Below are 24830 nucleotides of genomic sequence, written 5' to 3'. Positions count from 1 at the left end.
AGAATTCCGCAAAGAAAAATCAAGCATCAAATAAAATCAACGACTTACACCAAAACAAAGTCAGCACCCCTGACCCTCTTTCCGCCCCACCCCCGCACCGCAAACCACCCCGAACACCCCGGAAAAGCCCCCCGCGCCACTTACCCACAGACTCGGCACCCCTTATCCACAGACTCAACACCCCGGAATCGCAACAAACACCCCCAAACCCCCTCCGCCCGCCCGGAATCGCCAGGGCCAAACCGGCCAAAGGACAAACAGCGCAGTCGCAAACAAGAAGGGCAGCCAAATGGCTGCCCCTCCATGGGTCTTCCAAGAACAGCGCAGGCGTATCAGGACTGCTCCTCCAGCACTTTGCGCGCCACCCGGAAGCACTCCAGCGCCTGGGGCACGCCGCAATAGATGCCGACCACGTGAATAATGGCGCGGATCTCCTCCTTGGTGACGCCGTTATTGAGGGCGCCGCGGCAGTGGATTTCCCATTCATGCATCTTGCCCAGCGCGCCGATCATCGCGAGGTTCATCATCGAGCGGGTCTTGGCGTCGATCACGTCATCGCCCCAGCCGAACCCCCAGCACCAGGCGGTCATCGCCTCCTGGAACGGGCGGGTGAGGCCGTCGGCGGCCGCCAGGTTGTTGTCGACATATTCGGCGCCGAGGGTGGATTTGCGCTGTTCCAGACCCTTGAGGAACAGATCTTCGTCAAACGTGCTCATGTATCGGTCTCCATATTCAGCATGTTCAGCAGCGAGGCCTCGATTTGCCCCCCGCAATAAACCGGGCGGCGCCCGGCCCAGTCTGCGATCAGGGCGGCGACGGGCGGCTCGGCGGCGATACGGTCCGCCAGGCCTTCCAGCACCGGCGCATTTTCGTGCAGCAACGGGCGCAGCGGCGGCAGGCGGTCCGCCATCGTGTGCCAGAGCGCGCCCAGGACAAGGTCGGCCAGGCCAGGATGCGCCCTGCCCCGCAGGTATCCTGCCGTGGCGGTGACGCCGGCCTCCGCCACGATCCGCTCATGGATCTGCATCCAGCGCGGCAGGCGGCTGCCGTGGAAGTCTGCCCAGCTTGCCGCATCCCACATCAGCGCCCCGTGATAGCGGGTGATTTCGAACAGGATGTCGGAGGCATCGCAGATCAGGCGCAGGGTCCGGTCCGGCTCTGTCAGCAGACCGTGGGCGCGGCCCAGCGCCATCAGAATCGCGGGCATCTGGCTGAGATGGGTGCCGGTCCGGGTGTCGGTCAGCAGCGGCGGCGCCATAAAAGGATGCGGCTGATCCGCGACCTCTTGTTTCTTGAGGCCGGCCACCGCGTCAAAGCCCGGCTCTTCCCATGCCTGCCCGGCATAGGCCAGCACGTAGCGGATGAAGTGGCCGCGGAACGGGATCGGCCAGTAATGGAGCTGATAACGCGCTGTCATTGCTCTAGCCTTGCCGGGCCGCAGCGATGGTCTAGGTCTGCAATAAGGTTCACAGTGCCTCGTCCTCCCGTCTCGCAGCCGCCGCCGGATTTGCCGGAACCGCCCAACCGGAGGGCCGGCGCCCTGCGCGTCTGCTTCTGAAGAGAGAGGATGGAGTGTTCCGGACCCACTAAGCAAGAGGGATCGGCCGCCACAGGCCCCGGCACAACGCCGCGGCCGTTCAGGACGCGCAGCACGGGGCACCGGACTGACGGCAGGTCCTGTTGCACGTGAATCGGGTTTCGGGCCGGTCCGGGACAGCAAGTTCCTGAGTCCGCCTGTCCGCCCCTTTGAAAAAGAAAGGGCGGGCCGCCGGCCCGCCTGTTTGCTCCTGCTGCCGGGATCAGCCCTTGGCGGCAGTGACGATGAATTCGACCAGCAGATCCTCGCGGGCCAGCTTGGCCTCGCCGCAGGCACGCGCCGGCGCATGGCCTTCGGGCACCCAGGCATCCCAGACCGCGTTCATTTCGGCAAAGTCCTTCATGTCGGCAAGCCAGATCACCGTTTGCAGGATGCGGGTCTTGCTGCTGCCTGCCTCGGCCAGCAGCGCGTCAATCTTTGCGAGGCAGTCCTTGGTCTGCTGTTCAACGCTGGCACCTGCCGTGCCGACTTGACCGGCCAGATAGATGGTCTCGCCATGGGTGACGATCTGGCTCATGCGCTGGCCAGTGTGTTTGCGGGTGATCTCGGACATGGGTGCCTCGCTCCTGGAACGTCAGAAAAACTCTGCACCCTGCTTAGCCCTGCCCCGGCGCCGCGGCAAGGACGCGGTTGCGGCAGATTACTGGGACAGCAGCCAGTCTCCGCCGGAGGGGCAGAACTTGCGGCGGACCTGTTTGGCGTCCTGGCTGTCCTTGAGGTAGGCCTGATGCTGGAGCAGAAGGCAATCGCCCTCCTTGCCGGCCACCCGGACCTCTCCCTGCGCGCCGCTGTCCGGATTGTTCCACCTGGCCCGCTGGCCGCTGCCGCCCTCAGCCAGAAGCGCCTGCTCGGCCCGGCGCATGAGGTTGGTGTCCTGCGGCGTCAGCCCGGACTTGGCCAGAATACGGCTGAGCGGATTGGCCGCGGCGGGCGCTGCAACCAGCGCTGCAACTGCGGCGGCGGTCAGAAATCGGGAAAATCGCATTTGAATACTCCTGCCTGAAAGAAACCGGCGTTGCGCCCTGCCCCGCGGCGGACTGCACCCTGACCAGTAAGGCGCAAGCCGCGGGCAAAGTCCATGCGGCAGGCCGCTTCTGGCAGGGTCAGGAGAACTTGCGGAACAGCCGGGTCATGTCGAACAGCTCATCCAGGCGGTCGTAGCGGTCCTTGGTCTTGTCCCAGCTTTCCTCCTGGGTGGCGGCGATCATCGCCTCCAAAAGCATCATGGTGGAGATGTTGGAGTCCCAGGCGGAGGGGATTTCGACCCAGCAGTTGAAGGTGTGTTCCGAGACCGAGGCAATGGGGCTGGCCCACTGGTCGGTGATCAGGACGATCTTCACCCCGCGCTCGGACGCCAGTTCCGCCAGCCGCTGCAGGTTGGTTTCGTAGCGGCGCACGTCGAACATCAGGAGCGTGTCGCCCTCCACCATGTCCAGCACATAATGCGGCCAGGTGGCGGAGGAGGAGGTCATATGAGTGACCCGTTGCCGGATCGCCTGAAAATGGGTAAAGGCGTAGTCTGCCAGCGCCCGGGTGATGCGGCCGCCGACCACGTAGAGCCGCCCCTCGGTGTTGGCGAGCTGGCGGACAGCGGCGTCGAACTGGGCCGAGTCTATGTTGGAAAACGTCTGTTGCAGGTTGTCGGTAACGGCCTGTGCAAATCTGTTCAGCAGATGGCCTTCGGGCGCCTCGGACGCCCAGTTGTCACGCCGTTTGGTGGGGCCGGAGACCTTGGCCTCAAGCTCCTTCAGGAGGGCCTGGTGGAATTGCGGATACCCTTTGAAGCCCAGTTTCTGCACCATCCGGGCCACCGTCGGCGTGGAGACCTCGGCATTGCCGGCCACGATGGTGATCGAGGCCAGACCCGCCGCGGGATAGTTTTCCAGCAGCAAATTTGCGAATTTGCGCTCGGACTGGGTGAGCGAGGAATAGTTCTCGCGGATCAACTCGCGAACTGTGGCGGGCGGTTTCGACAACGGCACTTCCCTGCGTTTGAACAGACACTTTCTTACCCGGTTCCGGCCTGAAGAGAAAGTTTCAGGAATCTCTGTCTGGAACCGATCATGAAAAGATATTGACACAAATATCTCTTCATGGAAACATTTTTCCAAATCGCAGGGAGGCGGCATATGCGAGAGAGCGATTCTCACGCTTTGGGGGAAGCAGTGGAGGTGGTGAACCGGGAGGGCACCAGCCCGGTCCTGCTGCTGTGCGAACATGCCTCCAGCAATATCCCCGCCCGCTATAACGGGCTGGGGCTGCGCGACGAGGACCGGCTGAGCCATGCGGCGTGGGATCCGGGCGCGTGGGCGGTGGCCCTGCATATGGCACAGGCGCTGGATGCGCCGCTGGTGGCCAGCCGGGTGTCGCGGCTGGTGTACGACTGCAACCGCCCGCCCGAGGCCGCCAGCGCCATGCCGGAGAAATCCGAACTGGTCGCGGTGCCGGGCAATTTCGGGCTGAGCGAGGCGGAGCGCCAGGAACGCGCGGACACCGTCTATGTGCCGTTCTGCACCACCGTGACGGAGGTGATCGAGGCACGGAAAAAGGCCGGGCTGCAAACGGTGCTGGTCACCATGCACAGCTTCACGCCGGTCTATTTCGGCAAGCAGCGGGACGTTGAAATCGGCATCCTGCACGACGCCGACAGCCGGCTGGCGGACGCAATGCTGGCACAGGCCCCTGCCCTGCCGCACCGCCGGGTGGAGCGCAATGAGCCCTATGGCCCCGCCGATGGCGTCACCCATTCGCTGAAGCTGCACGGGCTGGCGCACGGGCTGGCCAATGTGATGATCGAAATCCGCAACGACCTGGTGGCAACGCCGGACCAGGAAGAGGCCATGGCACAAGAAATGCTGACATTGCTGCGCCCGGCCCTGGCCGCGTTGGCGGCCGAGGGAGGGCCTGATGCCTAGAATAATCCGGGCCTATGTCCGCGGCATCGACGCGATGAACCGCTTCATCGGCCGCTTTGCCATGTATCTTATCTTTGTCCTGATCGGAGTGCTGTTGTGGTCGTCGGTCTCCAAGACCTTCTTTAACCCGTCGCACTGGACGCTGGAGACCGCGCAGTTTGTGATGGTCGCCTATTACGTGCTGGGCGGCCCCTATTCGATCCAGATGGGCTCGAACGTGCGGATGGACCTGTTTTACGGCGCCTGGTCGACAAAAACCAAGGCGATGGTCGATGCCTTCACCGTGCTGTTCCTGATCAGCTATCTGGTGATCCTGATGTACGGCGCCCTCAGCTCCACCGCCTATTCGCTCGGTTATTTCGGGCTGGAGCCGCTGGACTTCTTCTGGGACCTGATGAAGACGCTGCTGAGCGAAGGCCCTGCGGCGGCAGGCGAAAAGCTCGGCTATCTGGAGCGCAGCTCCACCGCCTGGCGGCCGTTCCTGTGGCCCGTGAAAACCATCCTGTGCCTCGGCGTCTTCCTGATGCTGCTGCAATGCCTTGCCGAACTGTTCCGGGATATCGGACGCCTGCGCGGAGTTGAAATCTGATGTCCTACGAATGGATTGCTATCGTCATGTTTGCCGGCATGATGCTGATGCTGATGACCGGCCAGCGGGTGTTTGGCGCCATCGGCTTTGTCGGCGCGGTTGCGGGCATGCTCCTGTGGGGCACCGGCGGGGTGGAGATCCCGTTCTCGGCTGCCATGAAGCTGATGAAATGGTATCCGCTGCTGACGCTGCCGATGTTCATCTTCATGGGCTACGTGCTGTCGGAATCAAAAATTGCCGACGACCTTTACCGGATGTTCCACGTGTGGATGGGGCCGGTGAAGGGCGGGCTGGCCATCGGCACCATCGGCCTGATGGTCCTGATTTCGGCCATGAACGGCCTGTCGGTGGCGGGCATGGCCATTGGCGCGACCATCGCGCTGCCGGAACTCTTGCGCCGCGGCTATGACAAGATCCTGGTGACCGGCACCATCCAGGCGGGCTCCTCGCTTGGCATTCTGGTGCCGCCCTCGGTGGTGCTGGTGCTTTATGCGATGATCGCGCGCCAGCCGGTGGGGCAGCTGTGGCTGGCGGGGGTGGTCCCCGGCCTGCTGATGGCCGCCATGTTCATCATCTACATCTATTTCCGCGCCCGGATGCAGCCGCATCTTGGCCCCGCCATGCATGACGAGGATCTGGCGGAATACGAGCAGGTGACAAATCACCCGCTGCGCCTGAACTACATCGTGCTAGGCGCACTGGTGCTGGTGCCGCTGCTGATGCTGACCGGCGCGATGGAGCCTAAGCCTGCGCTTGGCGTGGCGCTGGCCCTGGGGGTGCTGTCCTTCCTGACCCGCAAGAACGCTTTGTTCTACAAAGACGTGTTCATGAAGGAAAAGTACCGCCTGCTGTTCTCCGGCGTGCTGCCCTTGGCGATCTTTGCCGCGATGATGGTGCCTTTCGTGAACGGCTGGACCTCGCTGGTGGAAAGCTCGGCCATCGGTGCGATGACCGCCTTTATCGCCGCGGTGCTGAAGGGGCGGATGACCAAGGACGTGTTCGAAACCTCAGTGCGCTCGACCCTTGGCATCTCCTGCATGTTCATGTGGATCATCCTGGCGGCGCTGGCCTTCGGCGCGATCTTTGACGGCTTGGGCGCAGTCAAGGCGATCGAGGATCTGTTCACCACCAAGCTGGGCCTTTCCCCTTGGATGATCCTGATCCTGATGCAGCTGAGCTTCATCGTGATGGGCACCTTCCTGGATGACACCGCGATGCTGGTGATCGTGGCACCGCTCTACGTGCCGCTGGTCGGGGCGCTTGGCTTCGACCTGATCTGGTACGGCGTGCTTTACACCATCACCACTCAGATCGCCTATATGACGCCGCCCTTCGGCTACAACCTGTTCCTGATGCGCGCGATGGCGCCGCCGGAAATCGGGCTGAAGGACATCTATGTCTCGATCATCCCCTTTGCCGCGGTGATGGTGCTGGCGCTGGCCCTGATCATGGTCTTCCCGCAAATCGCCCTGTGGCTGCCGGAGTATGTCTATGGAAAGTAAGACCATGCTGCAGGCGCTGGGGCCGGACATCTGGATCGCGGACGGACCGCCGATCGAGTTCTACAAGATCCCCTTTCAAACCCGGATGACCGTCATCCGGCTGGAGAACGGCGATCTGTTCCTGCATTCGCCGATCCGGTACAGCCAGCAGCTTGCGGCGGAGCTTGAAACACTGGGGCGCATCCGCCACCTGGTGTCCCCGAACTGGATTCACTACGCCTATATCGCCGGGTGGGCCGCGGCCTGTCCGGATGCCATCGCCTGGGCCTCGCCCAAGGTGCGCGAGCGGGCCAGAAGCCAGGGCGTGGAGGTTCGGTTCGACCGCGACCTGGAGGACAGCGCGCCCCGGGACTGGGCGGCGGATCTTGAGCAGATGATTGTGCATGGCAGCCGGGCGCATACCGAAGTGGTCTTCTTCCACAAGCGCTCCAAGGTGCTGGTGCTGACCGACCTGATCGAGAACATGCCCGCTAGGACGCTGCCCCTGTGGGTGCGGCCGCTGGCCTGGGCGGCGGGTATCCTGGCCCCGAACGGGAAGATGCCCATAGACATCTGGTTTTCCTTCGCGGGCAACCGGGACAAGCTGCGCAAAGCGCTGACCCGGATGCTGGCGTGGAACCCCGAAACCGTCGTGCTCGCGCATGGCGACATCCTTCGTGAGAATGCACCGCAACGGCTCCGCGAAGGGTTCAGAAACCTGGCCCCCTGCGGGCACGGGCATTGATTTAAGTTCAACAGAGGAGAGGAAGACATGACAACAAGACGTAAGTTTTTGCAGACCGCGGGCGTTGGCGCCATGGCGGCACCGCTGGCCGCCCCGGCGCTGGCCCAGTCCACCATCAAGTGGCGGATGCAGACCTATGCAGGTGCTGCGCTGGCCGAACATGTGGTGAAACCCGCCATCGACATGTTCAACAAGATCGCGGGCGACCGCATGCAGATCGAGCTCTACTATGCCGACCAGCTGGTCCCCACCGGCGAACTGTTCCGCGCCATGCAGCGCGGCACCATCGACGCGGTGCAGTCGGACGATGACTCGATGGCCTCGCCCACCGAAGTCACCGTGTTTGGCGGCTACTTCCCGTTTGCCTCGCGCTACTCGCTGGACGTGCCGGTGCTGTTCAACCAGTACGGCCTGAACGAGATCTGGGACGCGGAATATTCCAAGGTCGGCGTCAAGCATATCTCGGCCGGCGCCTGGGACCCCTGCCACTTTGCCACCAAGGATCCGATCAACTCGCTGGCGGACCTTAAGGGCAAGCGCGTCTTCACCTTCCCGACCGCGGGCCGCTTCCTGAGCCAGTTCGGCGTGGTGCCGGTCACCCTGCCCTGGGAAGACATCGAAGTTGCCATGCAGACCGGTGAGCTGGACGGCGTGGCCTGGTCCGGCATCACCGAGGATTACACCGTCGGCTGGGCCGATGTGACCGACTACTTCCTGACCAACAACATCTCCGGCGCCTGGGCGGGATCGTTCTTTGCCAACATGGGCCGCTGGGAAGAGCTGCCGGAAGATCTGCAAACCCTGTTCCGCGTCTGCTGCGACCAGTCGCATTATTACCGTCAGTGGTGGTACTGGGGCGGTGAAGCGTCCTTGCGCGTGAACGGCGACAAGATGAAGCTGACCACCATTCCGGACAACGAATGGCAGCAGGTCGAAGACGCGGCGGTGAAGTTCTGGGATGAAATCGCAGCCGAGTCCGAAACCAAGGCGAAGGTTGTGGAGATCTTCAAGAAGTATAACGCTGACATGCAGAAGGCCGGCCGCCCCTACCGCTACGGCTGAGGCACCGGTTGAAACACGGGATTTGGCCTGCGCCGCAGCGGGCCAAATTCCTTACTCAAGGAATTTGCCAAAACTTTTGAGGAAAAGTTTTGCGCGCAACAGACAAAGGGCCGCTCATGCTCTCCTTCGACACTCTTAAGGACCAGGTTGCCGATGGCACCGTTGACACCGTTCTGGTCTGCCTTGTGGACATGCAGGGCCGCCTGATGGGCAAGCGCTTCCACGCCAAGCATTTCGTGAATGGCGCCTGGGAGGAAACCCATTGCTGCAACTACCTATTGGCCACCGACCTCGCGATGGCGACGCCGGACGGCTATGCCTCGACCAGCTGGGAGCGCGGTTATGGCGACTATGTGATGAAGCCGGACCTCGCCACCCTGCGCCCGGTGCCGTGGCTGGCAGGAACAGTGATGGTGCTCTGCGATGTGCTGGACCATCATACCCATGAAGACGTCTCCCACTCCCCCCGCGCGATCCTGAAGAAACAGGTGAACCGCCTCAAGGCGATGGGGTATGACGCCATGTGCGCCACCGAGCTGGAATTCTTCCTGTTCGAGAAGAGCTTTGACGAGATCCGCAAATCGGGTTTCCGCGATCTGGCGCCGATTTCGGGCTACAACGAGGATTACAGCATCCTGCAGACCACCCGCGAGGAGCATGTGATGCGCCCGATCCGCAACCACCTGTGGGATGCGGGGCTGCCGATCGAGAACTCCAAGGGCGAGGCGGAGACCGGCCAGGAAGAGCTGAACATCAAATACGCCGCGGCAATGGACACGGCGGAATACCACACCATCGCCAAGCACGCGGTGAAGGAAATTGCCGAGCAGCAGGGGCACGCAGTGACCTTCCTGCCGAAGTGGAGCCACGATAAGGTCGGCTCCTCCAGCCACGTGCACCAGTCGCTGTGGCAGGACGGCAAGCCTGCGTTCTTTGACGAGAGCGACGCGCTGGGCATGTCGGCGCTGATGAAGAATTACATGGCCGGCCTGCTGAAATACGCGCCCGACTACACCGCCTTCATGGCACCCTATATCAACAGCTACAAGCGCTTCATGAAGGGCACCTTTGCGCCGACCCGGATCATCTGGTCGGTGGACAACCGCACCGCGGGCTACCGGCTGTGCGGCGAGGGCAGCAAGGCGATCCGGGTGGAGTGCCGCATCCCGGGCTCCGACATGAACCCCTATCTGGCGATGGCGGGGATGCTGGCGGCAGGCATTGCCGGCATCGAGGAAGGCCTGGAGCTGCAGGCGCCTGCCAAGGGCGATGTCTACCAGGGCGAGACCGGCATGATCCCCTCGACCCTGCGCGACGCGGCGGCGGCGCTGAAAGGTTCGGAGATGCTGCGCAAGGCCCTTGGCGACGATGTGGTGGATCACTACGTCCGCGCGGCGGAGGTGGAGATCGAGGATTTCGACCGGGTGGTCACCGATTACGAGATTGCGCGCGGGTTCGAGCGGGCGTGATCCGGCAACCCCCGGGGGCCTGCCCCCGGACCCCCGGAGTATTTTTTGGAAAGATGAAGAGGGCTTTGCCCTTTCCTGGATGGAGTGAATGGCGATGGGCCAGACCCTGAAGTGTATCTCGCCGGTCGACGGATCGGTCTTTGCGGAGCGCGAAGTGCTGTCGCGCGAGGACGCCTTTGCGGCGGCGGAACGGGCCCGGGCGGCGCAGCCCGCCTGGGCGGCACGGCCGTTGCAGGAGCGCATTGATCTGGTGATGGCGGGCGTGGCCGCTGTTGGCGCGATGAATGACGCGATCGTGCCGGAACTGGCGCATATGATGGGCCGCCCGGTGCGCTATGGCGGCGAGTTCGGCGGCTTCAACGAGCGTGCCAGCCATATGGCGAAAATCGCCGAAGAGTCGCTGGCGGACATCGAGGTCGGCGAGGACGCCACCTTCAAACGCTATATCAAGCGCATCCCTCATGGGGTGGTGTTTGTGGTGGCGCCCTGGAACTACCCCTATATGACCGCGATCAACACTGTTGCGCCTGCGCTGATCGCCGGCAACACCGTGGTGCTGAAGCACGCGACGCAAACGCTGCTTGCGGGCGAGCGGATGGCAAAGGCTTTCCACTCCGCAGGCATCCCCGAAGATGTGTTCCAGAATGTGTTTCTGGACCACGGCACCACGTCTGAACTGATCGCGAACCGCGCCTTCAACTTCGTGAACTTCACCGGATCGGTCGGCGGCGGCCAGGCGATGGAGCGCGCAGCTGCGGGCACCTTTACCGGCGTCGGCACCGAACTGGGCGGCAAGGATCCGGGCTATGTCATGGAGGACGCCGATCTGGACGCGGCGGTGGACACGCTGATTGACGGCGCGATGTTCAACTCCGGCCAGTGCTGCTGCGGCATCGAGCGGATCTATGTGCACGAAAGCCTGTATGACGCCTTCCTGGAAAAGGCGATTGCCATCGTGAAGGGCTACAAGCTGGGCAATCCGCTGGATTCCGAGACCACCATCGGGCCGATGGCCAATGTGCGCTTTGCCGAAGAGGTGCGCAGCCAGATCGCCGAGGCGGTTGCCGCGGGCGCCGTGGCCCATATCGAAACCTTTGCCGAGGACGACGGCGGCGCCTACCTCACGCCGCAGATACTGACGAATGTCACCCACGATATGCGGGTGATGCGCGAGGAAAGCTTTGGCCCGGTCGTGGGCATCATGAAGGTCTCCTCCGACGCGGAAGCCATTGAGCTTATGAACGACAGCGACTTCGGCCTGACCGCCTCGCTCTGGACCAAGGATGTTGAGCGGGCGCAGCGTGTCGGGGATCAAGTCGAGACCGGCACCGTCTTCATGAACCGTGCCGACTACCTGGACCCGGGCCTGTGCTGGACCGGATGCAAGGACACCGGCCGCGGCGGCGGCCTGTCGGTCATCGGCTACCACAATCTGACCCGTCCAAAGTCCTATCACCTGAAAAAGGTGACCGGCTAAGGGCGGCCCCGCCCGCCCCGGCGTCTCCTCCCCGGGGCGGGCCTTTGCATCAAAGGAAAACGATATGTCTCTCGTTGGAAACTGGTCCTACCCGACCGCAATCAAGTTCGGCGCAGGCCGGATCAAGGAACTTGCCGATGCCTGCGCCGCCGCCGGTATCAAGAAGCCGCTCTTGGTGACCGACAAGGGTCTGGCGGATCTGCCCGTCACCCAAGGCACACTCGACATCATGGAGGCCGCTGGCCTGGGCCGCGGCATTTTCTTTGAGGTCGATCCGAACCCGAATGAGAAAAACCTGGACGCAGGCGTCGCCGCCTATAAGGCGGGCGGCCATGACGGGGTGATCGCCTTCGGCGGCGGCTCCGGCCTGGACCTGGGCAAGATGGTGGCCTTCATGGCGGGCCAGACCCGGCCGGTGTGGGACTTCGAGGACATCGGCGACTGGTGGACCCGCGCTGATGCGGACGCCATCGCGCCGATCATCGCGGTGCCGACCACGGCTGGCACCGGCTCCGAAGTGGGCCGCGCCAGCGTGATCACCGACTCTGTCACCCATCAGAAGAAGATCATCTTCCACCCCAAGGTGCTGCCGACGGTGGTGATCTGCGATCCTGAGCTGACCGTGGGCATGCCCAAGTTCATCACCGCGGGCACCGGGCTGGATGCCTTTGCCCATTGCGTCGAGGCCTTCAGCAGCCCGCATTACCACCCGATGTCCCAGGGCATCGCGCTGGAGGGCATGCGGCTGGTCAAGGACTATCTGCCCCGCGCCTATGCGGACGGCAGTGACATCGAGGCCCGCGCCCAGATGATGTCCGCAGCGGCGATGGGCGCGACCGCCTTCCAGAAGGGACTTGGCGCGATCCACGCGATGAGCCATCCGGTCGGCGCCCATTTCAACACCCACCACGGCACCACCAACGCGGTTTGCATGCCTGCGGTGCTGGAATTCAACGCCTCGGCGATTGCGGACCGGTTCACCATGGCCGCGGCCTATTTGGGCATTGCAGGCGGCTTTGACGGCTTCCGCAGCTTTGTGCAGGAGCTGAACGACTCCCTTGGCATTCCGCGAGGGCTGTCCGACCTGGGCGTCACGGAGGATGCCATCCCTGAGCTGGTCAAGGGCGCCCTCATCGACCCCTCCTGCGGCGGCAACCCGATTGAGCTGACCGAGGACAACCTCACACGGCTGTTCAAGGCTGCGATGTAAGCAGGACCCCTTGCCAAGCTGCAGCGCTCTCCGCCCGGCGGGGAGCGCGTTTTCTTTCCGGCACCGCTGCTGTGCGCGGTTGCGTCAGCCGCTGACGTAGACCTTGCCCTTGGGGTAGTAGAAAATTTTCTGATTGTGCAGCCGGCCCAGCAAATCGTGGATACGGCGCAGCGTGTCCTCCTCGCCGCTGCCCGCTGCGGGCAGTGACTCTGACAGCGCGTCCCGGGCGGTCTGCAGGGCGGTTTCGATCAGCTCCATATCCGCAACGGACAGTTCGAACATATCGTTGTACTGGGGCATCTGGGCTCCTTCTCCGGCTGGCGTGACTGAACGGGCTGGCTACAGGCTGCCCCAAGGCGCGCCGCAAAGCCATCGAAAAGCGCCGCAGCCGCTCCGCCCTGCCCCTTCGGCAGATCCGGCTGCACGATTGAGCAGCAGAGGGGGGGGGTCAGAGCGTCTCGCCCAGGCTGATCGCCGGGCACAGCCGGTCAAACACCAGCCCCTCGGTGCCGCCGATCTCGCGCGATTGCAGGATGATGCCGGCCGCGCGCTCGCCAATCTCCCGGCGGCAGGCGTCCGTCGTGGCCAGCTGCTGCGGCAGCCCCTGCAGGATCTGCAGGTTGTTGAACCCCGCAAGCGCAATGTCCCCCGGCACCGTCAGCCCGGCGGCCAGGCAATGCATCAGCCCGCCAACACTCATCACATCGCTGGAAAAATAGATGCAGTCGAGATCCGGGCTGCGGGCCAGCATCTGCGCCGTCAGCTGGCGTCCGGTCTGGATCGCGCTTTCGCCGGAATAATGCTCGATATCGCTCAGCGTCACGCCCTGCGCTGCCAGCCCGTCGGTGAAGCCGTCGAACCGTTTCCGGGCGCGGAAATCCTGCGGCATCTTGGTGCCGATAAAACCGATCCTGCGGTAGCCGCGGGCGAGGATTTGCGCCGCCATGTCGCGTCCCGCCTGCAAATGCGAGATGCCAACGCAGTGGCGCACCGGGTCGCCGTCCACATCCATCACTTCAACCACCGGGCAATCGGCCTGCTGCAGCATCCGGCAGGTGGCCTCCGTGTGCTCCAGCCCCGCCACGATCAGCCCCGAAGGCCGCCAGCTCAGCATTTCGCGGATGACGCTTTCCTCTTCCTCCAGGTCATAGCCGGAGATCCCCACCACCGGTTTCAGCGGGCTGTCCTTCAGCACCGCGGAAATCCCCGACAGCACCTCAGGAAAGACAAAGCTGTTGAGCGAGGGCACCACCACCGCCACCAGATTGACCGATTGCGAAGACAGGGAGCCGGCAATCCGGTTCGGCACATAGCCATGGCTGCGGGCGATCTCCTCGATTTTCGCCTTGGTCTTCGAGGAGACATCCGGGGCCCCGCGCAGCGCGCGGGAGGCGGTCATTTCGCTGACGCCGGCCAGCCGGGCCACGTCTTTCAGAAGCAGTTTTTTGGTCATGCCGCCATGCTCCTGCAGATTGCCTGCCGCCGCAAGGGCAGCTCTGCCGCCGCAGGGGTTGATTTTGGCCTCCGTTATCGGTATCGGTAGCGAAACCGTTATCGCTACCGGCTTTGATCCGGAGCCACAGCCGGAGATCAGAGATGACACTGAAAATTGCAATCAACGGATTCGGGCGGATTGGCCGCGGGGTGCTGCGGGCGCTGCTGGAAAGCGGCGCCAAGGATATCGAGGTGGTGGCCATCAACGACCTGTCGCCGCCGGAAACGCTGGTGCATCTGCTGAAATACGACAGCGTGCACGGGCGGCTGAAGACACCGGTGTTCCTGGCGGACGACCTGATCCGCGTGGGTTCCCACAGCATCCGCCTCACCGCCATCCGCAACCCCGAAGATCTGCCCTGGCAGGATGTGGACATCGCCTATGAATGCACCGGCCTGTTCACCGCCCGCGGCGATGCGGCGCGGCATCTGAAGAACGGCTCCAAGCGGGTGCTGATCTCCGCGCCCGGCAAGGATGCCGACCGCACCGTGGTCTATGGCGTGAACCACATGGATCTGACGGCAGAGGACGTCATCGTCTCCAACGCCTCCTGCACGACAAACTGCCTGGCGCCGCTGGCCAAGGTGCTGGACGAGGCCTTTGGCATCAAGACCGGCTATATGACCACCATCCATGCCTATACCGGCGATCAGCCGACCCATGACACCAGCCATAAGGATCTGTACCGCGCCCGGGCCGCCGCGCTGTCGATGATCCCCACCTCCACCGGTGCCGCGCGGGCGATCTCCGAAGTGCTGCCGCATCTGAAAGGCCGGCTGGAAGGCTCCGCCATCCGGGTGCCCACGGCCAATGTGTCTGTGGTGGATCTGAGCTTTGTGCCGGAGCGCCCGGCCACCGCAGAGGCGGTCAATGCTGCGGTGAAGGCGGCGTCCGGCAACGGGCTGGAGGGTATCCTGTCCTACGAAGAAGACCCGCTGGTCTCCGTCGACTTCAACCACGATCCCCACTCCAGCTGCTTTGCCGCCGCGCAAACCGCGGTCACCGCCGAAGGGCTGGTGCGGGTGGTCAGCTGGTACGACAACGAATGGGGCTTTTCCAACCGGATGGTCGACACCGGCCGCCGCATCGGCGCGGTGATGGGCAGCGCCGGGATCGCACTGGCCAGCTGACGGGGCTCTCCCGCCCGTCGTCCGGCCCCCAAGGGGCCTCTTCCCGTTGGGCCCGGCGCCGCGCTGATGCATTCAGACGCGGGCCTTTTGCGCGCATTTTGCGCAGCCAGCAGCCAAAAGATGACTCCAGGATGCGTTAAAGCAAACTCCGGGCCGGGTACGGGTGGCATGCCGGTGTGAATTGCGCCACAACAGGCGCAACGCATGACCAGCTACAGGAGACCGGCGTGACCGTCACCCGTGAAACCGTCCTTGAGGCGCTCAGAACCATCACCGATCCCGTCAGCGGCAGCGATATCGTCAGTGCCGGAATCGCCCGTGCGGTCACCGTGGACGGCCGCACCGTCCGCTTTGTGCTGGAGATCGATCCCGGCAAGTCTGAGGCCTATGGCCCGGTGCGCGACAGGGCCGATGCCGCAGTCGCCGCGCTGCCGGGGGTGGAGAAAGTCTCTGCCATGCTGACCGCCCACTCGGAAAAGGCGCCGCCGGACCTGAAGCCCAAGCAGGCCGCCCAGCCGCAGCAGCAAGCGCCGCAAAAAGTGCCGGGCGTGGCGCGGGTCCTGGCCGTGGCCTCGGGCAAGGGCGGGGTTGGCAAGTCTACCGTTTCGGCCAATATCGCCTGTGCGCTGGCAATGCAGGGGCGCAGGGTGGGGCTGCTGGACGCCGACGTCTATGGCCCCTCGCAGCCCAAGATGCTGGGCATCAGCGGCCGCCCCGCCAGCCCGGACGGCAAGACCATCCTGCCGCTGCGCAACCACGGCGTCACCATGATGTCGATGGGACTGATGACCGGCGAGGATCAGGCGGTGATCTGGCGCGGGCCGATGCTGATGGGGGCACTGCAGCAGATGCTGTTGCAGGTGCAATGGGGCGATCTCGACGTGCTGATCGTCGATCTGCCGCCCGGTACCGGCGACGTGCAGATGACGCTGGCGCAGAAGACCCGTGTGGATGGCGCCATTGTGGTCTCCACCCCGCAGGACGTGGCGCTGATCGATGCCCGCAAGGGCATCGACATGTTCCGCAAGATGAACGTGCCGGTGCTCGGCATGATCGAGAACATGTCGACCCACATCTGCTCCAATTGCGGCCATGAGGAGCATGTCTTCGGCCATGGCGGCGTGGCGCAGGAAGCGAAGAAACTCGGCGTGCCGCTGCTCGGAGAGGTGCCGCTGCATCTGGACGTGCGCCTGGCAGGCGACAACGGAACGCCGATCGTGGCCGCCAAGCCCGGCAGCGCTCAGGCCAAGGTCTTCCTCGACATCGCCACCCAATTGGTTGACGCAGGCGCGGCCTGAAATCAGCCAGGCCCGGGTCAAGGGCCGCAAAGCGGCGGTGCGCGGCACCGTTCACCCTTGAGGCGGGGATGGCGAACCGCATAATGCACAAGGCGCTTCAGGGCAAACCTGCCCCTGAAGCGCGTCTCAGCAGCTTCTTGCAGCGCCGCGCAGCGGCGCCACGCCCAACTGTGACGGGCATTCTGTGAATGTCCGGGAACAGGCGGGAGCCCCCGCCTGCCGGATCAGGCGTATTTCTCCAGGAATTCCTCAGCCCGCAACTGGCGGAAATCCGGCAGCGCGGCATGCAAGGCATCGTGCTCCCAGTGCCACCAAGCCAGCTTGATCATCTGCCCGGCCACGGCTTCCGGATAGCGGCGGCGGATCACCCGCGCGGTGTTGCCGCCGACAATCGTATAGGGCGCCACATCCTTGGTCACAATCGCGCCCGAGGCCACAACCGCGCCATCGCCGACAGTCACCTCCGGCTTGATCATTGCGCCGTGGCCGATCCAGGTGTCATGGCCGATCCGGGCCGTCCGCCCGGCGCGGCGGGCGAACCAGTCGGCGTCATCTTCCGCATCCTCCCAATAGCTTGCGGAGCGGTAGAGGAAATGGTGCTGCGACGCCTTTTCCATAGGGTGATCCGTGGCGCCGATGCGGACACAGCTTGCGATATTGGCGAACTTGCCGATCACCGCATTGGCGATGTCGCAGGCGCGGTCGCAATAGCTGTAGTCTCCGACCGCCGAATTTGCGACCCGGCTGCCGGCGCCGATCTCCACAAAAGCGCCGAAGGTGCTGCCGGTGATCTGGCAGCCCTGGTGAATAAGCGGCGCTTCTGCTTTCAAACGGGCCATGCTCTATCCTTTCCCATCTCCCCGCCCGCAGCTCAGGGCAGCAGGAAGGCTGTGCCCGCGCGCCCCTTGCGCCGGGTTTTGCCGCCCTCGCCCTTGATCAGGCGGCGGCGCAGCCAGCCGGAGAACCAGTCCATCAGCATCACCATCAGGATGATCAGGGTGATGTAATAGGCCACTTCCTCCCAGTCCTTCTGGGTGATGATCGCCTGCGTCAGCAGCAACCCGATGCCGCCGCCGGTGATCGCGCCGATGATGGTGGCGGAGCGGGTGTTCGATTCCAGGAAGTACAACAGCTGGCTCAGCAAAACCGGCGTGATCTGCGGGATCACCCCGAAGCGGTAGCGCTGCACCGGTCCCGCACCGGTGGAGGCGACGCCCTCGATCTGCTTCTGGTCGACGTTTTCCAGCGCCTCGGAGAAGATCTTGCCGAAGGTGCCGGTGTCCGTCACCAGGATCGCCAGCGCGCCGGTCAGCGGCCCGGGGCCAAAGGCGCGGGCCAGCACCACGGTCCAGATCAGCGAGTCGACGCCGCGGACAAAGTCAAACAGGCGGCGCATGGCAAAGCGGATGCTGCGCAGGGGCATGAAGTTGCGGGTCGCGGCAAAGGCCAGCGGCAGCGCGATGATGCCCGCGCCGATGGTGCCAAGGAAGGCCATCAGCAAGGTCTCGGCAATCGCCCAGGCCACATCCTGATGGCGCCACATCTTGTTGGTCCAGAACTCCTGGAAGATCGCGCCGCCCTCGCCGGCGGCGGCCCGCTGCAGCAGCTCCGCGGCCCCCATGCCGTAGTACGGGCTGTCGAGGGTGAAGAAGAACAGCTCCCACCCTGCGAAGTAGCGGAACACCTCGGCCCGGTTGCGGGTCACGGTCAGGCGGCCAGCGTCTGTGGTGACGGCCAGACGGTTCTTGGAGACACTGATCCACTCCGGCACATCGCCTGCCGGCAGCTCCGTCTGCACCCCTGCTCTGCGGCTCGGGGTGGCGCGCACGGCGCCATAGCCAGGGATCAAGTATTCGATGGTTTCCGGCCCGAAGGTAACAACATGGCCATCCTCCAGATCAATCACCGTGGTCTCGCCCAGAGCCACCCAGTCCGGCGCCATGCCGTCGGGATAGGCTCCCTTCCGCTCGCCCTCGATCGCCACGGAAACCGCGCCGCTGCGGTTGTCGCGGGTGACATGTGTCTTGTAGCTGTAGCTGTCGCTGACCAAGGTCCGCGCGTTGTCCAGGCTGGCCCGCTCCCACAGGCCCGGCATGTCGAAGGCCACAAACACATAGGCCAGATAGGCCAGCACCGCGGCGGGAAGAGCGAAGTTCACAAGCCGCTTCTTCAGGAACAGCCGCGAGATGTCCGACTTCAGGTCTGCCGGCGTCAGGGTGGTGTCAAAAGTGGTCATGCCTTCGCTCCATGGGTCAGGCGGTCACGCAGCAGGCCGGACAGCTGGTCAACGGCCACGATGGTGACAAACAGGAGAAGGAAAATCGCAGCGGCCTCGTCGTAGCGCCCCTGCCCCCAGGACATGGCGTTCTTCAGCTCATAACCGATGCCGCCCGCGCCGACGAAGCCGAGGATGGCGGAGGCGCGGATGTTGATCTCAAACCGCAACAGCGCGTAGCTGACGTAATTCGGGCCGACCTGCGGGATTACCCCCAGCGTCATCCGCTGCGCCCACGTGGCCCCGACAGAGGTGAGACCCTCAACCGGTTTCAGGGAGGCGTTTTCGTTCACTTCGGAGAACAGCTTGCCCAGCGCACCGGCGGTGTGGATGGCGATGGCGAGCATCGCAGCCACTGGCCCGCCGCCAAGCACGAAGATCAGAACCAGCGCGATGACGATTTCGGGGATAGCGCGGCAAATGTCGCTAATGCGGCGGAACAGCGGGATCAGCGCAGGCCACGGCGCCATGCCGCGGGTCGCCAGCAGCGACAGCAGCGTGCCGAACACGGTGCCCACAAGGGTCGAGGCGGCTGCGATGTTCAGCGTCTCCACCAGCGCCGGAAAAAAATGCACCAGATGCCCGGGCAGCTGCGCGGCTTTCTCGGCGGCTTCCGCCAGCACTTCGGCAGGGTAGTCAAAAACGCGGGTGAAGCCATCCGCAAAGGAGCCTGCATTGCGCGCATCCGCAGTGCGGAACCCCGCTGCCATCAGCGCGACAAAAACCGCCAGAAGGATGCCGCCATAGAGCCGCTTGCGCTGGGTGTGGGCGGTGTAGTGCTGCCGGATATCCTCGATGCCCGGCCGGGCGGCTGTCAGTTCTGCCATTTGGGGATCCTGGTCTTGATGGGACGGCCGTTGCAGAAGCCATCGGGAAATTGCGGGGACCCAAGACAGGCCCGGACCCCCGCAGAGCGCAGTTCAATAAGTGCTGGGCTGAAATTACTCGGACTTCAGCTTCCGGGCTTCGATGATCACCTCATAGGCGTCATGGGTGATCGGGTCGAAGCTCTTGGCCTCCCCCGCAGCGACACCGTAGAAGCAGTCACGGTCGATTTCGCTGAGGTTGTCCATCAGAGCGGTCATCTTGGCTTTAACCTCTGCCGGCAGGGCCTTGCGCAGAACAACCGGGCCTTCCGGGATCGGGGCGGATTTCCAGATCTCGACCATGTCGTTCATGTCGACCAGGCCTGCATCCACGGCACGGCGCAGGGCGCCGGACTGGTAGCCGTCTTCCCATTCACCCAAGCCGTCGGCCCAGGTCACACCGCCGTCCACATCCCCGTTGGCAACCGCAACGATGGTCTGTTCATGGCCGCCGGTGAACTTCACTTCGCCAAAATAGTCGCCCGAGTCCATGCTGGCATTGATCTTGTTCGGGATCTCGATGGACGGGATCAGGTAGCCCGAGGTGGAGTTCGGATCACCAAAGCCGAAAGTCTTGCCCTTCAGGTCTTCCAGCGAGGTGACGCCGCTGTCCTTGCGGGCAAAGCCGACCGAGTAGTAGCCATAGCCGCCGTCGCTGTTCACCTTGACTAGAACCGGCTCAACCGCTTCCGGGTCGGACAGGTAGGTCTTGGCATATCCCGACGCGCCCAGCCAGGCCATGTCGATGGTGCCGCCCAGAAGGCCCTGGATCACGCCGTTGTAGTCCGCAGGCGCAAACAGCTTGGTTTCGACACCCAGCTCTTTCTCGGCATATTCCCGCAGGCATTCGTTGTTGTTCAGACGGTCCTGCGCGTTCTCGCCGCCCAGGATGCCGATGCGGAATTCCTTGATCTCTTCAGCCGCAACGGGGGCGGTCAGCGCGGTGGTTGCCAGAACGGCAGCAATCAGTTTCTTCATCTTATGTCTCTCCGGTTGGGTCCCGGCAGAGCAGCCCGCCGGGTCGATGAATTCAGGTCCAGGGTTATTCGGCGGGAATGGCGGCGCGCAGGGCGTCCGTCTTTTCCAGCGTTTCAATCTCGGTTGAGGTGGCGGCCTCGGAGAATGCCTCTCCGGCGCCGTAAATCTCGCGGGCCACACCTGTGGTCAGCTGCTCCGGCAGTCCGTCAAACACGATGCGCCCGTCGCGCATGCCGACAACCCGGTCGCAATACCGGCGCGCAGTGTCCAGCGTGTGCAGGTTGGCAATGACGGTGCGGCCGTCTTCCTCATGGATGCGGCGCAGCGCCTCCATCACGGTCTGGGCATTCATCGGATCGAGCGAGGCAATCGGCTCATCCGCTAGAATGATTTTCGGATCCTGCATCAGCGCCCGGGCGATCGCCACCCGTTGCTGCTGCCCCCCCGACAGCGCCTCGGCCCGCTTGGCGGCATGTTCGGCGATGCCCAGCCGGTCCAGGATATCAATTGCCTGGTGGATGTCATCCATCGGGTAGAGGTTGAACAGCGTCGCCATCGCGTTGCGGCGGTTCAGCGTGCCGTGCAGCACGTTGGAGACCACATCCATCCGCGGCACTAGGTTGAACTGCTGAAAGATCATCGCGCAGTCGGACTGCCAGGCGCGCTTGTCTTTGCCCTTCAGCCCGGTGATCTCGCGGCCCTCGAACAGGATGCGGCCAGCGCTTGCGTCCTCCAGCCGGTTCAGCATCCGCAGCAGAGTGGATTTGCCCGCGCCGGAGCGGCCGATGATGCCGATCATGCAGGGCTTGTCGATGTCCAGCGTGGCGGCATCCACCGCAATCTTGCCGCCGAATTTCTTTGTCAGCTTGTCAATGCGCAGCACGGGGCGCTCCCTTCTCGTTCCGGGACTGCCTAGAGCCTGCGCTCAAAGCTCTTGTGTCACTGCCGTGAAAGTTTTGTAACGCCGTCCATTGCAACCCGCAGACGTGCAACCCGCGGGCGGTGCGTGCAGGGAAACCACCCGGCAGCGCATTCTGCCCCTGTCAACAACGGGCCGGAGGGTCTATATGGCCTGCGACTCCTCATTCCCCTTTGCAAAAGGAAGCTGCCAGATGTCCTTTGACCGCAAGATCAAGATCGCGCCCTCCATCCTCTCCGCCGATTTCGCCAACTTCGGCCAGGAGATCCGGGCCATCGAAGCCCAGGGCGCCGATTGGGTGCATGTGGATGTGATGGACGGGCATTTCGTGCCGAACCTCACCTTCGGCCCGCAGGCGGTGAAGGCGTTCCGCCCGCATGTGAAGACGGTGATGGACGTGCACCTGATGATCGCGCCGGTCGATCCCTATATCGACGCCTACGCCGATGCCGGCGCCGACGTGCTGACCGCGCATTTCGAAGCAGGCCCGCACATCCACCGCACCCTGCAGGCCATCCGCGGGGCGGGCATGAAGGCCGGTGTGGCGCTGAACCCCGGCACCCCGGCCGAGGCGGTGGAGCACCTCCTGGACCTGACGGACCTGGTCTGCGTGATGACCGTGAACCCGGGCTTTGGCGGCCAGAAGTTCATCGACATGACCACCAAGATCCGCCGCCTGCGGTCGATGATCGGCGACCGCCCCGTGCATATCGAGATCGACGGCGGCGTCGACCCCGTCACCGCGCCGCTGGTGGCCGAGGCCGGCGCTGACGTGCTGGTCGCAGGCTCCGCCGTGTTCAAGGGCGGATCGGTCGACACCCCGGAGGTCTACGGCGAAAACATCCGCAAGATCCGTTCCGCCACAGAAGGCACCTGGGCCTAAGGCTTGCGGAACTCCCGCCAATCGCCGGGCGCATCCAAGATGCGCTGCTCTTGTTGGGCCAGGCGCCGCGCAACCCGCGCGGCGCTTTTTCGTGATACGGCCAGCGTTTGCGCGCCCCGCCCGGCAAAGCCGGGCCGCGCCCTGACGGCCCTCGACGGGCCGGAAGGGCGCCCGCCCGCCTGCTCAGCTGCCTTTGTTCAGGGAGTCGAAGGTTCTGCCTTCTGCCACCAGCTGCTCCAGCAGCGGCGCGGGCTGCCAGAAGAAACCGTCCTCTGCCGCATAAGCCCGGATATCGGCCAGGATCCCATCCAGCCCCTGCAGATCCGCCCATTTCAGCGGCCCGCCCCAGAACCGCGGGAAGCCGTAGCCGAACAGCATCACCATATCCACATCCAGCGGGCGGCGCGCAATGCCCTCGCCCACCACCTTGGCGGCCTCGTTGACCATGGCGCACATGTAGCGGCGCAGGACCTCTGCGTCCGAGAACTCCCGCGGGGAGACGCCTTGCTGCTCCTGATCCTTGGCAATCAGCGCTGCCACCTCAGGATTCGGCACACCGCCGCGCCGGCCTTCCTCATAAACGTAAAAGCCTTTGCCGGTCTTCTGGCCGAAATCGCCGCCCTCACACAGCATCTCGTAGAACCGCGGCACCCGCTCGCGCGGATCGCGGGTGGGCGCGCGGCGCTTGCGGGCGGCCCAGTTGATGTCCAGCCCCGCCAGATCGCCCATCGCAAACGGCCCCATCGGGAAACCGAAACCGGTCACCACCTTGTCCACCTGATAAGGCGAGGCCCCGTCCAGCACCACATATTCCGCCGCCTTGCGGTAGGCGTTCATGATCCGGTTGCCGATGAACCCGTCGCAAATGCCGGAGCGCACCGTGACCTTCTTCAGCCGCTTGCCAAGCGCAAACCCGGTGGCCAGAACCTCCGGCGCGGTTTTCTCCGCCACCACAACTTCCAAGAGCTTCATCACATGCGCGGGCGAGAAGAAATGCAGCCCGATCACATCCTGCGGCCGGGACGTCGCCGCGGCGATCTCATCCACGTCCAGATAGGAGGTATTGGTCGCCAGCACCGCGCCCGGCTTGCAATGGGCGTCGAGCTTGCCAAAGACCTCGCGCTTGACGCCCATGTCCTCGAACACCGCTTCGACAACCAGGTCCACCGCGGACAGCGCAGCATAGTCCGTCGCCACCGTCAGCGCGTCGCCGGTCAGTTGATCGTACTGTTCCTGGCTGATCTTGCCGCGTTTCAGGGCGCCTTTCAGGTTGCCCTCGATCCGGCCGCGCGCCGCGGCTGCGGCCTCGTCCGTCATTTCGATCAGCACCACCGGCAGCCCCGCCAGCAGCGCCGCTGTGGCAATACCTGCCCCCATGGTGCCGCCGCCGATCACCCCCATCGAGGCAACGTCACGCGGCGCGACGCCGTCCAGCTCCGGCAGCTTGCTGACCGCGCGTTCCGAGAAGAAGGCGTGGATCAGCCCTTGCCGCTGATCGGAGTCCATCAGCTCCATGAACAGCTCACGCTCGCGCTTCAGCCCGGCCTCGAAGCTTTCGGCTTCAGCCGCCGCCTGAACCGCGCGCACTGCCACCGCAGGCGACAGCTGGCCGCGGCCTTTCTTCAGCGTGGCCTCATAGACCGCATCGAAATCCACCGCTTCCGGCGCGGGCATTTCTCCGACAGCCCGGCGCGGTGCCCCCTGCGCCAGCAGCTCCTGCGCATAGGCAAGGCCGATCTCGCGCGGCGCGCCGTCTTCGATCCGGTCGATAATGCCTTTCTCCAGCGCCTCCGCTGCGCTGATGTGGCGGCCGGTGGTGATCATCTCCAGCGCCGCTTCGGTGCCGGCCACCCGCGGCAGCCGCTGGGTGCCGCCGGCACCGGGCAGAATGCCCAGGTTCACTTCCGGCAGCCCCATCTTGGCCGAAGGCACCGCAATCCGGTAATGCGAGGCCAAGGCCACCTCCAGCCCGCCGCCCAGCGCAGTGCCATGCATGGCAGAAACCACGATCAGCGGCGTGGCCTCGATCCGGCTGCACAGCCCGGGCAGCCAGGGCTCCTGCGGCGGCTTGCCGAATTCCCGGATGTCGGCCCCGGCAAAATAGGTCTTGCCCTCGCCATAGATCAAAACCGCCTTGGCACCGTCCTGTTCGGCGCGTTCGATCCCGGCCAGCAGCCCCTTGCGCACATCCACACCCAGCGCGTTCACCGGCGGGTTCTGCGCCTTCAGAACGGCAATATCGCCCACGCGCTCATATGCAATGGCTTCACTCATCCGGTCTTCCTCTCTCCTGCGGGGTCCATGATGCAGCCCCGCGCCCCAACTGATTAGGCACGGCGCCGGTCTCCGCGCCAAGCCCCAAAAACCGCCGCGCTCCGGCAGACCCCGCGTCACACGTCACCGGGCCGCAGCGGCTGTTCTGCCGGGATTACGTAACAGAA

The 24830-nt window shown here is 64.2% G+C and carries 24 protein-coding genes; 11 read left to right on the top strand and 13 right to left on the bottom strand.

Annotated features, from left to right (window positions below):
- Nucleotides 1–332: 332 nt before the first annotated feature.
- The 5 genes from B2P87_RS09225 to B2P87_RS09205 all read right to left on the bottom strand — a co-directional run bounded on the left by B2P87_RS09225 (nt 333) and on the right by B2P87_RS09205 (nt 3573).
- On the bottom strand, nt 333–716 hold the full coding sequence (locus B2P87_RS09225) for a carboxymuconolactone decarboxylase family protein (RefSeq protein ID WP_141890991.1): 384 nt from the start codon (nt 714–716) through the stop codon (nt 333–335).
- Nucleotides 713–1417, bottom strand: a complete 705-nt coding sequence (locus tag B2P87_RS09220) for a glutathione S-transferase (protein ID WP_141890992.1) — start codon at nt 1415–1417, stop codon at nt 713–715. The genes B2P87_RS09225 and B2P87_RS09220 overlap by 4 nt, the downstream gene beginning before the upstream one ends.
- Before the next feature lie 382 nt (nt 1418–1799).
- Complete coding sequence (locus B2P87_RS09215) at nt 1800–2150, bottom strand: RidA family protein (protein ID WP_141890993.1); 351 nt, start codon at nt 2148–2150, stop codon at nt 1800–1802.
- Nucleotides 2151–2237: 87 nt separating this feature from the next.
- Nucleotides 2238–2582: a hypothetical protein gene (locus B2P87_RS09210; RefSeq protein WP_058285529.1), complete on the bottom strand. Its 345-nt coding sequence runs from the start codon at nt 2580–2582 to the stop codon at nt 2238–2240.
- A gap of 118 nt (nt 2583–2700) precedes the next feature.
- The gene (locus B2P87_RS09205) at nt 2701–3573 is read right to left on the bottom strand and encodes a MurR/RpiR family transcriptional regulator (RefSeq protein ID WP_141890994.1); all 873 of its coding nucleotides are present in this window, start codon (nt 3571–3573) and stop codon (nt 2701–2703) included.
- Between the two features lie 153 nt (nt 3574–3726).
- Here B2P87_RS09205 and B2P87_RS09200 point away from each other — a divergent pair, with 153 nt between their 5' ends.
- From B2P87_RS09200 to B2P87_RS09165, 8 genes are all read left to right on the top strand, one after another.
- The gene (locus B2P87_RS09200; RefSeq protein WP_141890995.1) at nt 3727–4512 is read left to right on the top strand and encodes an N-formylglutamate amidohydrolase; all 786 of its coding nucleotides are present in this window, start codon (nt 3727–3729) and stop codon (nt 4510–4512) included.
- Nucleotides 4505–5101 carry a TRAP transporter small permease subunit gene (locus B2P87_RS09195; protein ID WP_141890996.1) on the top strand — a complete coding sequence of 199 codons (597 nt, stop codon included), beginning with the start codon at nt 4505–4507 and terminating at the stop codon, nt 5099–5101. Before B2P87_RS09200 ends, B2P87_RS09195 begins: the two co-directional genes overlap by 8 nt.
- Nucleotides 5101–6603 (top strand): TRAP transporter large permease, encoded by a 1503-nt coding sequence (locus B2P87_RS09190; protein ID WP_141890997.1) that lies wholly within the window; start codon nt 5101–5103, stop codon nt 6601–6603. The genes B2P87_RS09195 and B2P87_RS09190 overlap by 1 nt, the downstream gene beginning before the upstream one ends.
- Nucleotides 6593–7327, top strand: a complete 735-nt coding sequence (locus B2P87_RS09185) for a DUF4336 domain-containing protein (protein WP_244940729.1) — start codon at nt 6593–6595, stop codon at nt 7325–7327. Before B2P87_RS09190 ends, B2P87_RS09185 begins: the two co-directional genes overlap by 11 nt.
- 27 nt (nt 7328–7354) lie before the next feature.
- A complete protein-coding gene (locus B2P87_RS09180) occupies nt 7355–8389 on the top strand; it encodes a TRAP transporter substrate-binding protein (RefSeq protein ID WP_141890999.1) in 1035 nt (344 codons plus the stop codon).
- Between the two features lie 116 nt (nt 8390–8505).
- Nucleotides 8506–9858 carry a glutamine synthetase family protein gene (locus B2P87_RS09175; RefSeq protein WP_141891000.1) on the top strand — a complete coding sequence of 451 codons (1353 nt, stop codon included), beginning with the start codon at nt 8506–8508 and terminating at the stop codon, nt 9856–9858.
- Nucleotides 9859–9952: 94 nt separating this feature from the next.
- Nucleotides 9953–11335 (top strand): aldehyde dehydrogenase family protein, encoded by a 1383-nt coding sequence (locus B2P87_RS09170; RefSeq protein WP_141892099.1) that lies wholly within the window; start codon nt 9953–9955, stop codon nt 11333–11335.
- Nucleotides 11336–11399: 64 nt separating this feature from the next.
- On the top strand, nt 11400–12545 hold the full coding sequence (locus tag B2P87_RS09165) for an iron-containing alcohol dehydrogenase (RefSeq protein WP_141891001.1): 1146 nt from the start codon (nt 11400–11402) through the stop codon (nt 12543–12545).
- An 84-nt stretch (nt 12546–12629) separates the two neighbouring features.
- On the opposite strand, the gene B2P87_RS09160 is transcribed toward B2P87_RS09165, so the two are convergent.
- Together B2P87_RS09160 and B2P87_RS09155 are read right to left on the bottom strand one after the other, a co-directional pair.
- Entirely contained in the window at nt 12630–12845 is a 216-nt protein-coding gene (locus tag B2P87_RS09160; RefSeq protein ID WP_058285538.1) for a hypothetical protein, read from the bottom strand.
- A gap of 148 nt (nt 12846–12993) precedes the next feature.
- Nucleotides 12994–13998 (bottom strand): LacI family DNA-binding transcriptional regulator, encoded by a 1005-nt coding sequence (locus tag B2P87_RS09155; RefSeq protein WP_141891002.1) that lies wholly within the window; start codon nt 13996–13998, stop codon nt 12994–12996.
- 143 nt (nt 13999–14141) lie between these two features.
- Between B2P87_RS09155 and gap the strand changes: the two genes are divergently transcribed.
- Together gap and B2P87_RS09145 are read left to right on the top strand one after the other, a co-directional pair.
- Nucleotides 14142–15170, top strand: a complete 1029-nt coding sequence (gene gap / locus B2P87_RS09150) for a type I glyceraldehyde-3-phosphate dehydrogenase (RefSeq protein WP_141891003.1) — start codon at nt 14142–14144, stop codon at nt 15168–15170.
- A 227-nt stretch (nt 15171–15397) separates the two neighbouring features.
- On the top strand, nt 15398–16468 hold the full coding sequence (locus tag B2P87_RS09145; protein ID WP_141891004.1) for an Mrp/NBP35 family ATP-binding protein: 1071 nt from the start codon (nt 15398–15400) through the stop codon (nt 16466–16468).
- 224 nt (nt 16469–16692) lie between these two features.
- Here the strand turns inward: B2P87_RS09145 and B2P87_RS09140 are convergent, their stop codons facing one another.
- From B2P87_RS09140 to phnC, 5 genes are all read right to left on the bottom strand, one after another.
- Complete coding sequence (locus tag B2P87_RS09140) at nt 16693–17307, bottom strand: chloramphenicol acetyltransferase (RefSeq protein ID WP_141891005.1); 615 nt, start codon at nt 17305–17307, stop codon at nt 16693–16695.
- A 32-nt stretch (nt 17308–17339) separates the two neighbouring features.
- Nucleotides 17340–18704, bottom strand: a complete 1365-nt coding sequence (gene phnE / locus B2P87_RS09135; protein WP_141891006.1) for a phosphonate ABC transporter, permease protein PhnE — start codon at nt 18702–18704, stop codon at nt 17340–17342.
- Nucleotides 18701–19570, bottom strand: a complete 870-nt coding sequence (phnE, locus tag B2P87_RS09130) for a phosphonate ABC transporter, permease protein PhnE (RefSeq protein WP_141891007.1) — start codon at nt 19568–19570, stop codon at nt 18701–18703. Before phnE (B2P87_RS09130) ends, phnE (B2P87_RS09135) begins: the two co-directional genes overlap by 4 nt.
- 114 nt (nt 19571–19684) lie before the next feature.
- Nucleotides 19685–20587, bottom strand: a complete 903-nt coding sequence (gene phnD, locus B2P87_RS09125; protein WP_141891008.1) for a phosphonate ABC transporter substrate-binding protein — start codon at nt 20585–20587, stop codon at nt 19685–19687.
- A gap of 64 nt (nt 20588–20651) precedes the next feature.
- Nucleotides 20652–21470, bottom strand: a complete 819-nt coding sequence (gene phnC / locus B2P87_RS09120) for a phosphonate ABC transporter ATP-binding protein (RefSeq protein WP_141891009.1) — start codon at nt 21468–21470, stop codon at nt 20652–20654.
- 229 nt (nt 21471–21699) lie between these two features.
- On the opposite strand from phnC, the gene rpe reads away from it, so the two are divergent.
- Nucleotides 21700–22389, top strand: a complete 690-nt coding sequence (gene rpe / locus B2P87_RS09115) for a ribulose-phosphate 3-epimerase (RefSeq protein ID WP_141891010.1) — start codon at nt 21700–21702, stop codon at nt 22387–22389.
- A 183-nt stretch (nt 22390–22572) separates the two neighbouring features.
- Here the strand turns inward: rpe and B2P87_RS09110 are convergent, their stop codons facing one another.
- Nucleotides 22573–24663 carry a 3-hydroxyacyl-CoA dehydrogenase NAD-binding domain-containing protein gene (locus B2P87_RS09110; RefSeq protein ID WP_141891011.1) on the bottom strand — a complete coding sequence of 697 codons (2091 nt, stop codon included), beginning with the start codon at nt 24661–24663 and terminating at the stop codon, nt 22573–22575.
- Between the last annotated feature and the right edge of the window lie 167 nt (nt 24664–24830).

Source organism: Leisingera sp. UBA4491 (assembly GCF_002388965.1).
Lineage (GTDB): Bacteria > Pseudomonadota > Alphaproteobacteria > Rhodobacterales > Rhodobacteraceae > Leisingera > Leisingera aquaemixtae.
Note: the sequence above shows the minus strand (reverse complement) of the source record. Positions and strands in the feature narration are given on the sequence as shown.

Bases quoted from the DNA above. Each gene is read 5' to 3' on its own strand.
- B2P87_RS09215 (WP_141890993.1), bottom strand. From the start codon at position 2,150: ATGTCCGAGATCACCCGCAAACACACTGGCCAGCGCATGAGCCAGATC.
- phnD (WP_141891008.1), bottom strand. From the start codon at position 20,587: ATGAAGAAACTGATTGCTGCCGTTCTGGCAACCACCGCGCTGACCGCC.
- B2P87_RS09210 (WP_058285529.1), bottom strand. From the start codon at position 2,582: ATGCGATTTTCCCGATTTCTGACCGCCGCCGCAGTTGCAGCGCTGGTT.
- B2P87_RS09165 (WP_141891001.1), top strand. From the start codon at position 11,400: ATGTCTCTCGTTGGAAACTGGTCCTACCCGACCGCAATCAAGTTCGGC.
- rpe (WP_141891010.1), top strand. From the start codon at position 21,700: ATGTCCTTTGACCGCAAGATCAAGATCGCGCCCTCCATCCTCTCCGCC.
- B2P87_RS09180 (WP_141890999.1), top strand. From the start codon at position 7,355: ATGACAACAAGACGTAAGTTTTTGCAGACCGCGGGCGTTGGCGCCATG.
- phnE (WP_141891007.1), bottom strand. From the start codon at position 19,570: ATGGCAGAACTGACAGCCGCCCGGCCGGGCATCGAGGATATCCGGCAG.
- B2P87_RS09185 (WP_244940729.1), top strand. From the start codon at position 6,593: ATGGAAAGTAAGACCATGCTGCAGGCGCTGGGGCCGGACATCTGGATC.
- B2P87_RS09220 (WP_141890992.1), bottom strand. From the start codon at position 1,417: ATGACAGCGCGTTATCAGCTCCATTACTGGCCGATCCCGTTCCGCGGC.
- B2P87_RS09110 (WP_141891011.1), bottom strand. From the start codon at position 24,663: ATGAGTGAAGCCATTGCATATGAGCGCGTGGGCGATATTGCCGTTCTG.
- B2P87_RS09170 (WP_141892099.1), top strand. From the start codon at position 9,953: ATGGGCCAGACCCTGAAGTGTATCTCGCCGGTCGACGGATCGGTCTTT.
- phnE (WP_141891006.1), bottom strand. From the start codon at position 18,704: ATGACCACTTTTGACACCACCCTGACGCCGGCAGACCTGAAGTCGGAC.
- B2P87_RS09155 (WP_141891002.1), bottom strand. From the start codon at position 13,998: ATGACCAAAAAACTGCTTCTGAAAGACGTGGCCCGGCTGGCCGGCGTC.
- B2P87_RS09140 (WP_141891005.1), bottom strand. From the start codon at position 17,307: ATGGCCCGTTTGAAAGCAGAAGCGCCGCTTATTCACCAGGGCTGCCAG.
- B2P87_RS09200 (WP_141890995.1), top strand. From the start codon at position 3,727: ATGCGAGAGAGCGATTCTCACGCTTTGGGGGAAGCAGTGGAGGTGGTG.
- B2P87_RS09175 (WP_141891000.1), top strand. From the start codon at position 8,506: ATGCTCTCCTTCGACACTCTTAAGGACCAGGTTGCCGATGGCACCGTT.
- gap (WP_141891003.1), top strand. From the start codon at position 14,142: ATGACACTGAAAATTGCAATCAACGGATTCGGGCGGATTGGCCGCGGG.
- B2P87_RS09190 (WP_141890997.1), top strand. From the start codon at position 5,101: ATGTCCTACGAATGGATTGCTATCGTCATGTTTGCCGGCATGATGCTG.
- B2P87_RS09160 (WP_058285538.1), bottom strand. From the start codon at position 12,845: ATGCCCCAGTACAACGATATGTTCGAACTGTCCGTTGCGGATATGGAG.
- B2P87_RS09195 (WP_141890996.1), top strand. From the start codon at position 4,505: ATGCCTAGAATAATCCGGGCCTATGTCCGCGGCATCGACGCGATGAAC.
- B2P87_RS09225 (WP_141890991.1), bottom strand. From the start codon at position 716: ATGAGCACGTTTGACGAAGATCTGTTCCTCAAGGGTCTGGAACAGCGC.